This window comes from Corynebacterium sp. c25Ua_47 (genome assembly GCF_039907205.1).
Taxonomy (GTDB): Bacteria; Actinomycetota; Actinomycetes; order Mycobacteriales; family Mycobacteriaceae; genus Corynebacterium; species Corynebacterium hiratae.
On record NZ_JASBOH010000008.1, the window covers coordinates 19,940 to 33,659 of the forward strand.

The 13,720-nt window shown below is 61.9% G+C and carries 13 protein-coding genes; 9 read left to right on the forward strand and 4 right to left on the reverse strand.

The window, feature by feature from the left end:
- Positions 1 to 4: 4 nt before the first annotated feature.
- Positions 5 to 877 carry a glutaminyl-peptide cyclotransferase gene (locus QKE52_RS08580; protein ID WP_070517017.1) on the reverse strand — a complete coding sequence of 291 codons (873 nt, stop codon included), beginning with the start codon at positions 875 to 877 and terminating at the stop codon, positions 5 to 7.
- Between the two features lie 8 nt (positions 878 to 885).
- Here QKE52_RS08580 and QKE52_RS08585 point away from each other — a divergent pair, with 8 nt between their 5' ends.
- From QKE52_RS08585 to QKE52_RS08595, 3 genes are all read left to right on the forward strand, one after another.
- Positions 886 to 1,563, forward strand: coding sequence for a DUF3027 domain-containing protein (locus QKE52_RS08585; RefSeq protein ID WP_070517019.1), 678 nt, complete (start codon positions 886 to 888; stop codon positions 1,561 to 1,563).
- Positions 1,564 to 1,689: 126 nt separating this feature from the next.
- Positions 1,690 to 3,093, forward strand: a complete 1,404-nt coding sequence (locus QKE52_RS08590; RefSeq protein WP_070517021.1) for an NCS2 family permease — start codon at positions 1,690 to 1,692, stop codon at positions 3,091 to 3,093.
- Positions 3,094 to 3,136: 43 nt separating this feature from the next.
- On the forward strand, positions 3,137 to 3,958 hold the full coding sequence (locus tag QKE52_RS08595) for an RNA methyltransferase (protein WP_347948570.1): 822 nt from the start codon (positions 3,137 to 3,139) through the stop codon (positions 3,956 to 3,958).
- On the opposite strand, the gene QKE52_RS08600 is transcribed toward QKE52_RS08595, so the two are convergent.
- The 3 genes from QKE52_RS08600 to serC form a co-directional block, all read right to left on the reverse strand.
- Complete coding sequence (locus QKE52_RS08600) at positions 3,910 to 4,740, reverse strand: hypothetical protein (protein ID WP_347948571.1); 831 nt, start codon at positions 4,738 to 4,740, stop codon at positions 3,910 to 3,912. The genes QKE52_RS08595 and QKE52_RS08600 overlap by 49 nt on opposite strands.
- A 6-nt stretch (positions 4,741 to 4,746) precedes the next feature.
- Positions 4,747 to 5,931, reverse strand: a complete 1,185-nt coding sequence (sepH, locus tag QKE52_RS08605; protein ID WP_102233732.1) for a septation protein SepH — start codon at positions 5,929 to 5,931, stop codon at positions 4,747 to 4,749.
- A gap of 155 nt (positions 5,932 to 6,086) precedes the next feature.
- Complete coding sequence (gene serC / locus QKE52_RS08610; protein ID WP_071406786.1) at positions 6,087 to 7,217, reverse strand: phosphoserine transaminase; 1,131 nt, start codon at positions 7,215 to 7,217, stop codon at positions 6,087 to 6,089.
- A 151-nt stretch (positions 7,218 to 7,368) separates the two neighbouring features.
- Here serC and QKE52_RS08615 point away from each other — a divergent pair, with 151 nt between their 5' ends.
- The 6 genes from QKE52_RS08615 to QKE52_RS08640 all read left to right on the forward strand — a co-directional run bounded on the left by QKE52_RS08615 (position 7,369) and on the right by QKE52_RS08640 (position 13,714).
- Positions 7,369 to 8,661 (forward strand): citrate synthase, encoded by a 1,293-nt coding sequence (locus tag QKE52_RS08615; protein WP_082254410.1) that lies wholly within the window; start codon positions 7,369 to 7,371, stop codon positions 8,659 to 8,661.
- A 128-nt stretch (positions 8,662 to 8,789) separates the two neighbouring features.
- Entirely contained in the window at positions 8,790 to 9,146 is a 357-nt protein-coding gene (locus QKE52_RS08620) for an FKBP-type peptidyl-prolyl cis-trans isomerase (protein ID WP_010187736.1), read from the forward strand.
- Positions 9,147 to 9,323: 177 nt separating this feature from the next.
- Positions 9,324 to 10,181 carry an aldo/keto reductase gene (locus tag QKE52_RS08625; protein ID WP_347948573.1) on the forward strand — a complete coding sequence of 286 codons (858 nt, stop codon included), beginning with the start codon at positions 9,324 to 9,326 and terminating at the stop codon, positions 10,179 to 10,181.
- Between the two features lie 473 nt (positions 10,182 to 10,654).
- Entirely contained in the window at positions 10,655 to 10,999 is a 345-nt protein-coding gene (locus tag QKE52_RS08630; RefSeq protein WP_046647301.1) for a DUF485 domain-containing protein, read from the forward strand.
- A gap of 3 nt (positions 11,000 to 11,002) precedes the next feature.
- The gene (locus QKE52_RS08635) at positions 11,003 to 12,649 is read left to right on the forward strand and encodes a cation acetate symporter (protein WP_347948574.1); all 1,647 of its coding nucleotides are present in this window, start codon (positions 11,003 to 11,005) and stop codon (positions 12,647 to 12,649) included.
- Between the two features lie 51 nt (positions 12,650 to 12,700).
- Positions 12,701 to 13,714 (forward strand): hypothetical protein, encoded by a 1,014-nt coding sequence (locus QKE52_RS08640; RefSeq protein ID WP_347948575.1) that lies wholly within the window; start codon positions 12,701 to 12,703, stop codon positions 13,712 to 13,714.
- The last annotated feature ends 6 nt before the right edge of the window (positions 13,715 to 13,720 follow it).

Genomic DNA, 13,720 nt, shown 5'->3' on the forward strand with positions numbered 1-13,720 from the left:
AATCCTACTCGAAGCGCACCCTGTACAGCTCATCCCAGAGCTTGCCGGTGATCCAGAACTCGTCGGTGCCCGGGATATGGGCGATGCCGTTGAGGACGGCGTTGGGATCGGCAGACGGGACATGGTTGAGGTTCGCGGTGTCAATCACCGCGGTGACCTCGCCGGTTGCGGGGTCGATGCGCAGGATGTCCTCGCTCATCCACACGTTGGCATAGACTGCGCCATCGACGCACTCTAGTTCGTTGAGGTTATCCACCGGCGAACCGTTGAGAGTGACCTCGGTGCGCGGGCCGAGCTCCTCAAAAGTCTGTGGGTCCAGGTGGCGCAGTGTGGCGGAGCCATCGGACATGATGAGCTCAGAGCCAGCGTTGCACAGGCCCCAGCCTTCGCCGTCATAGGTTGCGCGGTCGAGTTCGTTGAAGGTCTCGGCATCTCGCAGGAAGGCTGTGCCGGACTTCCACGTCAGCTGCCAGATACCGGTCTCGGTCTGCGTGATGCCCTCGCCGAAGAACGAGTCTTCGAGCGCGACCTCTTTCAGCGGGGCTAGCTCGCCCGGCTGGACGCGCATAAGGCGCGATTCGCCCTTCAGCCCGGTGCCGATGAGCAGGTGTCCGTCAGCGTCGACCTCGAGGCCCTGGGTAAAGGTGTCCGCTGGCAAGGGTGCGGTGTCCAGGACGGTGACGCCGAGGCGCTCTGGGGAGCGTGCGCTTGGCGACGTCCCATCGCTACCCGCCGCTGTCGCCGTCGATGAGGATGCGCGCTCGTCTACAGCTTGGGAGGAACAGGAGGCCAGCGGTGCGAGCAGTACAGCGGCAGATAAAGCCGTGGCGAGCGCGCGGGCGGCGCGGGGGAAGTGTGGGAAGGCCATGACAGTCATTGTGCACGATGCTCGGGCGTGTGATTAATAATGGGAGGGTGACTCGCAAGAAAAAGATGCATTCCCCGCTTCTCGATTCGACGGCTGTCGACCTGGCGCGCCGGGCCGTGGAGGAGGTAGGAGAGGGGGACGTCGGTAAGCACCGGGGCGTTGCGGGTGTGGGCCGCAACGTGGCCACCCACCGTTTTGAGGCCCACGTTCCGGGATACCCGGGATGGGAGTGGCATGCCGTCGTCGCCTGCGCTGAAGGTTCCCGCACGCCGACCGTGAACGAGGTTGCGCTCGTCCCCGGCGGCCAGGCCCTCCAAGCCCCGGAGTGGGTGCCCTATTCCGAGCGCCTGCGCCCGGGTGACTTGGGCCCGGGAGACCTCATGCCGCCGGCGCCTGACGACGACAGACTGGACGGCGGGAAGCTCTCCGAGGCTGGCCTCAAGGAGGCCAAGGAGCGTTGGCGCAAGAAGTATGGGCCGAATACGGAGATGGCGGCGCAGGCCCAACTGCAGTGCAAAACCTGTGCTTTTTACCTCCAGCTGCTGCCCAATTTCGGCGTCTGTGCCAATGAATACTCGGCGGATGGAAAAGTGGTGCACGCCACCTACGGGTGCGGCGCGCATTCCGGCACGAGCGTCCGTGAGGAGGGAGCGGAGCAGGAGAGGCCCTTCGATGATGAGAGCCCTATCTATTAAAGAGAGCGGTTTTCGCCCCGCGCGCAGCAGCGATGCAGCGTGCGGGTTTTGCGTTTTAGTGCCCCGATGGAGCACCCTTAGCAGGTAAAACTTCATTTCTCTAGATAGAAGGGGCGCTCACTCACGATGAACGCAGCTATCGATCGCTATTTCAAAATCACCGAACGCGGATCCACCATTGGAACCGAGGTCCGCGCCGGCGTGGTCTCGTTCTTCGCGATGGCCTACATCATTCTCCTCAACCCTCTCATCCTGGGTACCTCCGCTGACTCGGCCGGAACCACCCTCGGAATCCCGCAAGTCGCTGCCGCCACCGCGCTGGTGGCCGGTGTCATGACCATCGCCTTCGGCATGATTGCTCGCTACCCGTTCGCCATGGCCGCGGGCTTGGGCATGAACACCTTCGTGGCCGTGACCATGGTCTCCCTCAACGGCTTGGAATGGCGCGAGGCCATGGGCCTGGTTGTCATCGAAGGTTTCATCATCGTCCTGCTGGCCATCTCCGGCTTCCGCCAGGCCGTCTTCGACGCTATCCCCGCGTCCATGAAGGCCGCGATGGGCGTCGGTATCGGCATGTTCATCGCCCTCATCGGTTTCGTGGACGGGCACTTCGTCACCCGCGTGCCGGATGCCGCGATGACCACCGTCCCGGTGAGCCTAGGCGTGAACGGCTCGATTGCGACCTGGCCTGCCTTCGTCTTCGTCGTGGGCCTGATTCTGTGCAGCTTCTTCGTCATCCGCCAGGTGCGTGGCGGCCTGTTCATCGGCATCGTCATCACCACCATCATCGCCATGATCATTCAGGCCTTTACCGGTTCCGAGGACTGGGGCATGGCCACCCCGGAGGTGCCCAGCTCCCTGGGCGGGCTGCCGGACCTGTCGATTGTGGGCCAGGTCGATCCGATTAGTGCCTTCACCAAGCTGGGCGTGGTCTCCACCGTGCTGCTCATCTTCACGCTGCTGCTCACCAACTTCTTCGATGCCATGGGCACCATGAACGGCCTGGGCAAGCAGGCCAACCTCGTGGATGAGAAGGGCAACCTGCCGGAAATGAAGACTGCCCTGGTGGTCGAAGGCTTCGGTGCCGTTGCTGGTGGTGCCGGTTCGGTGTCCTCCAATACCGTGTTCGCGGACTCGGCGGCCGGTATCGGTGACGGCGCCCGTACCGGCCTAGCCAATGTTGTCACCGGTGTCATCTTCCTGCTGGCCATGTTCCTCACCCCGCTCTACGAGATCGTGCCCATTGAGGCCGCCGCTCCTGTGCTCGTCATCGTCGGTGTGATGATGGCGGCGCAGCTCAAGGACATCGAGTGGAACCGCATGGAGGAGGCTATCCCGGCCTTCCTGACCATCGTGGTCATGCCTTTCACCTACTCCATCGCCAACGGTATCGGCGTGGGCTTCATCGCCTATGCACTGATGGCCACCTTTGCCGGTAAGGCCAAGAAGGTGCACTGGATCATGTGGCTCGTGGCTGCTCTCTTCGTGGTTTACTTCGCTATGGATCCCATCAGCTCGCTGTTGGCATAGCCCGCCTAAGGGGAGCAGCTGGCCCTGCGCCTAGACTGGGGCCATGCGTTTTGTCATCGATGACCCCACAGACCCTCGCCTGGACGATATCCGCGATCTCAAGCACGCGGATAAGTCCGGCGAGGGTTTCGTCTTTGGTGAGGGCCCACTGTGCGTGGAGCGCTTGCTTGCCTCCCGCTTTCCGGTTCGTTGCATCATTGGTTTTGAGGGGAAGCTAGACACGTTCCTGGCGAACCACGATGTTGGGGATATTCCCGTCTATCAGGTCACTCGGGCTACGCTGGGGGAGGTCACTGGTTTCGATATGCACCGCGGGTTGGTTGCAGCGGCCGACCGCGCGGAGGCCTGGACCGTGGGCGAGGTCCTTGAGGGCGCGCGCACCCTGGCCATCATGGAGGGCGTGGGGGATCATGAAAACATCGGCTCGCTCTTCCGCAATGCCGCTGGCATGGATGTCGACGGCATCCTCTTAGGCTCCGGTGCCGCGGATCCGCTGTACCGCCGCTCGGTGCGCGTGTCCATGGGGCACGTTCTGCGCTTGCCCTGGGCGCGTTTCGACGGTGGTTTTACCACCTGGCAGCGCGGGCTGGAGAAGCTGCGCGAGCAGGGCTTCCGGCTGGTGTCGCTGACCCCGCATCCGGATGCCGTGCACATTGCTGATGCGTTAGAGGGCGCGGACAAGGTAGCGCTGCTGGTCGGTGCGGAGGGGCCAGGATTGACCGAGCACGCCATGCGTGCGACCGACGTGCGCGCCCGCATTCCCATGGCGGAGGGCACGGATTCCCTTAATGTGGCGACGTCGGCGGCCATCGCCTTCTACGAGCGCCAGCGCTCCCAGAGGTTCCGCGAGGTCGATACTGCGTAGCGCCGCACCAAGCCGCCGAGGTGCTTGGCCGTGCGGATGATCTCCTCACCGGTGGATTCCGGCTCGAGGTCGTACTCTTCGTAGTCGTCATAGTCATTGAGCCCCAGCTTCGACACTGAGGTGGTGGCTACCTCGGCCACGCTGCGGCGCGGCGGGGGAGTGTCGACCTTGGGCTCGGGGCGCCCGTCGGTGGCATAGCCTACGACGTCCACGTCGGGGCCGTCCTTACCTACTTCGATGCCCAACCAGAATTCCTGGGCAGCCTCGGTGATATTGAGCGGCTCAAAGGGAAGGGAAATCCCACCCACCGGCTCATCCATCTCCCCAGCCCAGAAAGGGGCCTCGAAGGTTTCGGGCAGACCATGGTCCTCGTAGAGGTTAAAACGCGTCCCGCACAGCGACCGGCGCAGGCGGTTGCCCGTCCAGTGGGCGAACCCGGCATAGCCAGTCTCCGGATTGGAGGCGAAGGCGTAGATTTCCGTGGCGGGCACGGCCTCGCGCAAGGTCCGGGACAGCTGGGAGAGAGTCAGCTGATCGTCGTGGATGATGGTTTGCACCACGGTCACACCGGGATAGCCGCCCACATAGAACTCGCTCGCGCCGGGCTCGGCGGAACGGTTAAGGGGGAATTGCCCAATGGGAGTCACCGGCAGTGCGGGGTTGAGCTGAGCGAGGAACTTGCGGCCGAAGCCGCGGTCGGCCTTAGGCTCGCCGCGGAGGACCTCGGCGGGGTCGGCGGCGGTGACGTACCACAGAGTGAGAACGGCGCTTTGCGTATCCACGGCAGGCTACTCGCGGGGGCGCTTAGTGGAGGAACGAACGCCGAGCAACACATCCTCCCAGTGCGGGGTGACGGCCTTGCGGCGGCGCTTGGTGGGCTTAGGTTCCGGATCCGGGTTCTGGAGGAAGTCCTCGTCAACCCCGGTGTCCTTCTCATCGGACTGCTGTGTGGCCTCCTCGTTAGAAGAGGCCGTGTCCGCATCGGCTGCGCTCTCAGCGGGGTGCTCCCCACCGTGCGGGGAGGGAAGAACGGAAGGCTCGGCGTACGCGCCGGCGTCTGCCTCGTTATTGGCATCATCGCCGCCGGTGTAGGAGGACAGCTCCGTCACGCCAGGGGTGCCGGCGCGTGCGGCTTCGTTGACCTCGCGGCCCTCGGCGTACTCCCGCCCGTCGATGGCTTCGTCGTAGCGCTCGCCGCGGCCCACGGAGGTCAGCGAACGTACAGGTTGCACGAAGTCCGGGTCGGTGAGGTCTGCGGCCACAGAGTTGCGTGCCTCCACCGTGGCCGGGGAGGACATGGTCTGCTTAAAGGTCCACTCCGCCTCGTTGGCGGACAGCCCAGTCTTCCACGTGATGCGCAAGATCCACGGCTCGCCTTGGTGACGGTAGGCATCCCACGTCGCCTCCGACAGGGAGTGTCCGCGCGCGGCAAAGGCGGTGGCCAGGATCTCCCACAGCGTGAGCTTGGCTGGGCCATCTTCGCGGATGGGGTGGGCCTGCTTGGCGACGTCCGCGATGCGCGCCCGCTCCAGCAGCACCGGGTGCGCGAAAGGTTCGATGCGGGATTCTGGAACCTCGAGCTCCTCGGCGATCTCCGCAGCGGAAGCACCAGCACGAATGCGGGCCTGAATCTCATTGGGGCGCAGGCGGATTTCCTGTGCCTGCGGTGCGGGCTGGCTCTGCGGGGAAGAAGGCGAGCCACCAGAGGTAGGCATAACGGTGCGCAGCCCGGTGGAATGGTCTTGCTGTGCGGAGACGGGGGAGGAGTCGCTTGCCTCCTCGTCGGTGTCTTCTGCGTCCTGCTCCGCCCCCTCGTTCTCGGAAGCGGGCTCGGTGGAATCAGCAGAATCGGCGGGAGCGAGAAGCTCGCGAAGCTCGTCGGTGACCTCGAGGAAGAACTCCTCACCATCCTCGGCCCGGAGGACGAGCGAGGTGTCAGTTGAGTCGCTGGGTGCGAGGAAAATCTCGCGCATGGTGGGCGCTCCTTAGCCTGGTAGCGGACATGTGATGAAGTCCACTTTACCCAGAACATGTCCCGAACTCTGGCAAGAGCGCGGGGCATGTTGTATGCCGCAACAAATGGCTGCAATAAATGGTGTGATGCGGCGTACCAAGTTAGGGGCGAAGACTAACGATTGTCCAGAACGTAATCGATAGCCTTGGTGAGCTTGGTGACATCCGCGGAGTCGATCGCCGGGAACAGGCCCACGCGCAGCTGGTTGCGGCCGAGCTTGCGGTAAGGCTCGACGTCGAGAATGCCGTTGGCGCGAAGTGTTGCGGCCACTGCGGCGGCGTCGACAGAGTCCTCGAAATCGATGGTGCCGACCACCAAGGAGCGCTCGGAAGGCTCGGCCACGAAGGGGGTCGCCTCCGGGCGTGACTCGGCCCAGTCGTACAAGATGGAGGAGTTCTCCGTGGTGCGCTTGACCATGCCGTCGAGACCGCCGTTGGCGTTCATCCACTTCACCTGGTCCTCCAGCATGAGCAGCGTGGCGACGGCCGGAGTGTTGTAGGTCTGGTTCTTGCGGGAGTTGTCCACGGCGGTCTGCAGGTTCAGGAAGGCCGGGATGAAGCGATCGGAGGAGTTGATCTTCTCGATGCGCTCCAGCGCCGCCGGGGACATAGCAGCCAGCCACAGGCCGCCGTCGGAAGCAAAGCACTTCTGGGGTGAGAAGTAGTAGACATCGGCATCAGACATGTTGACCGGCAGGCCGCCGGCGCCTGAGGTGGCGTCGATGACGACGAGCTGCTCTGCGTTATCGGGGTTGGGGCGGCTGACCGGAACCATAGCGCCGGTGGAGGTTTCGTTGTGGGCCCAGGCGATGATGTCGGCGCCTTCGGCGTCGGCAGCCTTCGGGTCTGGGGCGGTGCCAACCTCTGCTTCGGTGACGAGCGGGGCGTCGAGCCACGGGGCGGCGGATGCTGCTTTAGCAAATTTAGAGGAGAATTCGCCGAAGCTTAAGTGCGCGGACTTCTTTTCGATGAGACCGAAGGTTGCGGCGTCCCAGAAAGCGGTAGCACCGCCGAGGGAGAGGACAATTTCATAGCCCTCTGGCAGTGCGAACAACTCGGAGAGTCCCTCACGGATGGAGCCGACGAGGTTCTTGACGGCTGGCTTGCGGTGCGAAGTTCCAATGATGGTGTCGGCACCGGCGGTGATTGCCTCAATTTGGGCGGGGCGGACCTTGGACGGCCCGCAGCCAAAACGGCCGTCGGTAGGGAGGAGATCTGCTGGCAGGACGAGTTCTGAGTTGCTCATGTGGGCAGTGTAGCCTAGTTTCGTTCGCGCACTAGATACTTTGCCAGGATTGCCAATGTTGGCAGAGTCACAAGTTTTGCTAAAGTGTGAAGAGGTTTAGTCTTGTTGCGCCGGCCTTGGCCGGCGTTGAACATTGAGGAAAGGAAAACACGTGGCATCTGAAAACAACAAGGTTGTACTGCAGTACCCCGGCGGCGAGTACGAGATGGACATTAAGCAGTCCACGGAGGGTGACTCCGGCTTCGATATCGGCAAGCTCCGTAACGAGACCGGCCTCGTCACCTTCGACCCGGGTTATGCGGCTACTGGTTCCACCGAGTCCAAGATCACCTTTATTAACGGTGAGGAAGGCATCCTCCGCCACCGTGGCTACGACATCGCGGATCTCGCTGAGAATGCCACCTTTAACGAGGTGTCCTACCTGTTGATTAAGGGACACCTGCCTAATGAAGACGAGCTGTCGAAGTTCAACACCGATATCCGTCACCACACCCTGCTGGATGAGGACTTCAAGGCCGCCTTCAATATCTTCCCGCGCGACGCGCACCCGATGGCCGTTCTTGCCTCTTCCGTTAACATTCTCTCCGCTTACTACCAGGACCAGCTCAACCCGCTGGATGAGGAGCAGCTCGATAAGGCAACCGTCCGCCTGCTGGCCAAGGTGCCGATGCTGGCCGCTTATGCTTACCGTGCATCTCAGGGCAAGCCCTACATGTACCCGGATAACAAGCTGAACGCGCGCGAGAACTTCCTGCGCATGATGTTCGGTTACCCGACTGAGGAGTACGAGGTTGACCCGATCGTGGCCAAGGCTCTGGATAAGCTCCTTATCCTGCACGCCGACCACGAGCAGAACTGCTCCACCTCCACCGTTCGCATGATTGGCTCCGCGCAGGCCAACCTGTTCGTCGCCATCGCCGGTGGTATCAACGCCCTGTCCGGCCCGCTGCACGGCGGTGCTAACCAGGCCGTTCTGGAGATGCTCGAGGATATCCAGAACAACCACGACGGCGATGCCACCGACTTCATGAACCGCGTGAAGAACAAGGAAAAGGGCGTTCGCCTCATGGGCTTCGGCCACCGCGTGTACAAGAACTACGACCCGCGCGCGGCAATCGTCAAGGACACCGCCCACGAGATCATCGAACACCTCGGTGGGGACCCGATGCTGGACCTGGCCATGAAGCTCGAGGAGATTGCGCTGAACGACGACTACTTCGTCTCCCGCAAGCTCTACCCGAACGTGGACTTCTACACCGGCCTCATCTACCGCGCCATGGGCTTCCCGACGGACTTCTTCACCGTCCTCTTCGCCATTGGCCGCCTGCCGGGCTGGATTGCTCAGTACCGCGAGCAGCTTGAGCTCAACACCAAGATCAACCGCCCGCGCCAGATCTACACCGGTGAGACCCTGCGCAAGGTCACCCCGCGCAGCGAGCGCTAAACAATAGCCCATACGCTGCATTTCTAGGGCCGAGCCCCACACCTCCCCTTATACTGGGGAGTGTTGTGGCTCGGCCCACGTGTATGCGGCCAGCAAAGAAGAAAACAGTCCAAGGAGGATAACCCCCAATGGAAAAGCCCGTAATTGAGCCGGCAACGGAGCCAGCTCCCCAGGACCTTGTCATCGAAGACATCGTGGTGGGTGACGGCGCCGAAGCCCAGCCGGGCGGCTTCGTTGAGGTCCACTACGTAGGTGTCGACTATGAGACGAACCAGGAGTTCGACTCTTCGTGGGGCCGCGGTCAGTCGATCGAGTTCCCGCTGACCGGCCTCATCGCCGGCTGGCAAGAGGGCATCCCGGGTATGAAGGTGGGCGGCCGCCGCAAGCTGGTCATCCCGCCGGAGAAGGCCTATGGCCCCGCCGGTGGTGCACACCCGCTGTCCGGCCGCACGCTGACCTTCGTTATCGACCTCATTCGTGCCTAAATCCAAAGCCTAAAGGAATGGAAGGTAGTGCCTCTTTTCTTTGGGCTGTCGACGCCCTGACCGCCCTGACCGGCCGCGCCTTCTGCGCGGCCGGTCAGGGCGTTTCGCGCGTTAAGGGCTGCCCATGCGGTCGGTGATACGAGAATCTTCCCCCACAGCGCGCGGGAGTGCGGCACAATGGAAGCCATGAGTGTCCCACAAACCACGTTCAATGATGACCGCGAGATGCCCCTGCTGGGGCTTGGAACCTACAAGCTGCGCGGGGAGGATCTCGTCCGCGCCGTGCGTGAAGCAATCGAGCTGGGCTACCGCCATTTCGACACCGCCACCCTCTACGAGAACGAAGAAGAGCTGGGCCAGGCGTTGCATGATGCCATGAAAGTCGGTGACGTCACCCGCGATGAGCTCTTTATTACCAGCAAGGTCTGGCACGATCACCACGGTAAAGACAAGGTAGGCCGGGCCTTCCGTACATCCCTGGATAAGCTGCAGCTGGATTACCTCGACCTCTACCTCATCCACTGGCCTTGGCCGCAGGGCGGGCTGTACGTGGAGACCTTCGAGGAGATTGCCCGCATGCAGGGCATGGGGCAGATCGCGTCGATTGGCGTGGCTAACTTCTACGAGGAGACCCTGCAGACTCTGATCGATGAGACGGGTATCGTTCCGGTCCTCAACCAGGTGGAGTTGCACCCGGGCTTTACTCAGCCGGAGCTGCGTCAGTTCCACGACAACCACGGCATCGTGACGGAGGCGTGGTCCCCGCTGGCGCGCGGTGTGATCCTCAATAATCCCGAGGTCATCGCCGTCGCTGAGAAGCACGACATCACCCCGGGCCAGGCTGTGCTGGCGTACCTGTTGAGCAAGGGCATTTCCGTCATCCCGAAGTCCAGCCGCCGAGAGCGCCTAGCGGAGAACTTCGCGGCCGCGGAGGTGGAGCTTGCACCAGAGGATGTTGCCGCACTCGATGCGCTCGACGGTCAGGAAGGTTTCGGCCGCATGTTTAAGGATCCGCGTGAGTTCCCTGGCGCTTAAATAGCCGGGCACAGTCCCAGCGCGAGCGATAGAACCCGCCTTCCACGCTTTGTTTCTCCTTCACCATATTCTTCTTATTCCTTATAAATAGGGATAAATAGGGTAGAGGAGGAGCGGGGAAAGGCGGGTTTTGTTGTGCTTTCTGGCAGTGGGCGTGCAAGGGGGTGAGGGTGCTCTAAGGGATGCCGCAGGGGGCCGAAGATCTGCACAATGGCTGCGAAGTTTCGCTTTGCTAAATTAGATTCACTGTTTGGAGTTTCCTGTGGGGGTGTTGGCAATGCGATAGAAATCCCATGTCATCGCGGGGGTAGGGGGTAATAAAAGTGTGCGTTATTAACTTTTCTTGGCAGGATTTACAACCTTGCAAGAGAGGTTAGGTAACTTACTGGGCAAGGCAAAACGTGACTGAAGACACTGTAGTTAGTCTCTCACCGCGGTTTGTGGAGAAAAGATTCCCTTGTAAGGAGAGCGACATGACTGACGCACCTGCTTCGATTGACTCGCGCCGCGAACCGACGCCGCAAGAGTTCGTCGAGATGCGCGATAGCTCGCAGTTTGCGAAGCTGCGCGGCACATACCGCAAGTTCACCTTCCCCATGACAGTGGCGTTCTTTCTGTGGTACGTCCTCTACGTGCTGGCCGCAGTTTTTGCGCCCGACTTCATGGCCATCGAGCTTGGCGGCGGTTGGAACGTCGGCCTTATCTTCGGCTTGGCTCAGTTCCTGACCACCTTCATCATTACGTACATCTACGTCAATTACGCCAACAAGAACATCGAGCCGCAGGCGGCGGCTATTCGCCAGGAACTGGAGGGCTAAACCATGCAGACCATTATCTTGGCCCAAGCGGAATCCTCCGCTGGCAATCCGATTTTGAACATTGCGGTCTTCGCCGCCTTCCTTGTCGTCACCATGTACGTGGTGCTGCGTGCCGGTAAGTCCACCAAGGAAGCCTCTGACTTCTACACCGGTGGTGGTAGCTTCTCTGGCCGCCAGAACGGCCTAGCTATTTCCGGTGACTACCTCTCCGCCGCGTCCTTCTTGGGCATCGTCGGTGCTGTCGCCCTCAACGGCTACGATGGCTTCCTTTACTCGGTCGGCTTCTTCGTTGCCTGGCTCGTCGCCCTGATGCTCGTCGCGGAGCCGATGCGTAACGTCGGGCGCTTCACCATGGCCGACGTGCTGTCCTTCCGCCTCAAGCAGCGCCCGGTGCGCGTGGCGGCCGCGATTTCGACCCTGTTCGTGTCGCTGTTCTACCTCATTGCCCAGATGGCAGGCGCCGGCTCCCTGGTTGCCGTGCTGTTGGACATTCACGAGTTCAAGTGGCAGGCCGTTGTTGTCGGCATTGTGGGCATCCTCATGATCGTCTACGTCCTCGTTGGCGGCATGAAGGGTACGACCTACGTGCAGATGATCAAGGCCGTGCTTCTGGTCACCGGCGTGGTTATCATGTGCATCCTGACCTTCGTCATGCTGAAGGGTGGCTTCAGCACGCTCTTTACCCAGGCCATTGATATGCACGCCAGCTCCGCTGCTATCAAGGAAGGCGGCTATGAGGCTACCCAGATTATGGAGCCGGGTCTGAAGTACGGCAAGAACCTCACCACCAAGCTTGACTTCATCTCCCTGGGTATTGCCCTCGTGCTGGGTGTTGGTGGCCTGCCGCACGTGCTCATGCGCTTCTACACGGTGCCGACCGCGACCGAGGCTCGCCGCTCCGTTACCTGGGCCATCGTCATCATCGGTGCCTTCTACCTCATGACCCTGGTTCTGGGCTACGGCGCTGCCGCCCTCGTTGGCCCGGACCGCATCCTCGCCGCACCGGGTGGTGCCAACGCAGCAGCACCGCTGCTCGCCCTCGAAATCGGTGGTTCCATCTTCATGGCGGTCATCTCCGCCGTGGCCTTCGCTACCGTGCTGGCCGTTGTTGCTGGCCTGGCCATCACCGCTTCGGCTTCCATTGCACACGACGTCTACCACTCCGTTATCCGCAACGGCGAGTCCACCGAGGCTGAGCAGGTCCGCGTTTCCCAGATCACCGTGGTTGTCCTCGGTATCGTCGCCATCATCCTGGGCATTCTGGCCATGACCCAGAACGTCGCCTTCCTGGTCTCCCTGGCCTTCGCCGTGGCGGCATCCGCTAACCTGCCGACCATCCTGTACTCCCTGTACTGGCGTCGTTTCAACACCGCAGGTGCTGTGGCATCGATGTACACCGGCGTTATCTCCTGCCTGGTGCTCATCTTCCTGTCCCCGGCGGTCTCCGGTACCCCGACCTCGATGTTCCCGAACGCCGACTGGTCCATCTTCCCGCTGTCCTCCCCGGGTCTCGTGACCATCCCGCTGGCCTTCTTCGCCGGCTGGATCGTCTCCATCATGACCCCGCCGGACGATCTGGAAGAGCTGTCTGCCGAGATGGAGGTTCGCTCCCTGACCGGTGTGGGAGTGGAGGCTCCGGTGGACCACTAAGCGCCACCTCAAGCACTACATTCCAGACGGTAGCGGGTAGACTCTAACCTCGTGTTTTACCCGCAGCCTCGTTATAGGGCGGTACCAGCGCGTGCTGGTGCCGCCCTTCTGGCGTGCGTGCTCGGTGCTATGGCCCTTGTCGCGTGCTCGCCTGCGAATGAAGAAGACTCCACGGTGGGGCGCCCAACGCGCACCAGCACGGCCGCTCCCGGCCCCATCGCGCATAAGAAGGGCGATCCACAGCTCGCGGCGGTAGGGGACACCGTGGGGCAATTCCTTAAGGGGGATGACGAGAAGTCAATCACGTACTACCGCATTGAGACAGGCATGCACATGGGCTCGCCCACCGAGCACCAGCCGCGCTATGCGCTCAGCCTGATCAAGCTCTACATCGCCGCCTACGTGCTGGAGCACGGTTCCTTCGAAGACAAGTACCTAGCGTTGGACATGATTGCTGATTCTTCGGATGAGAGCGCCGGGAAGCTCTTTGAGAAGTACCCGCGGTCCATCGATGCAATCGCCAAGGAATATGGGCTGGACTCTACGTCAGCGGGGGAGGATTGGGGTCACTCGATGACCTCCACCTATGACGTGGTGCGCTTCATCGTTCAGCTCTTGGAAGATGATCCGACGCACCCAGTTTTGGTGGCGATGTCTCACGCCGATGCCGTCTCAGCCGATGGCTACCAGCAAAACTATGGCACCGCGAAGCTCAGTGACGTCGTGGGATCAAAATGGGGCTGGTCGGACAGTAAGGACCGACACTCTTCGGTGTCTTTTGGGGAGAACTTTGTTGTGGCTGCCTCCATCGAGGGCTCTGCCGAGGAGCTTACGTCCTACGTGCGCAAGGAAATCACGGGTAAGAACCTCGTGAAGGGAAACAACTTGAACAAAGAGGCGCTGGCCCATCCCGGCGCTAGCACCACGCGCTTGACGACGTCTACCGCTGCCCCCTCCAGCGCCCCAAAACCAGCGTCGTCGACAGAGTCATCGGCGCCGGCGTCATCGACCACGTCGTCCTCCAAGCCGTCTTCTTCGGCGGCGAAGACATCGGCGGCGCGGTAGAGACCA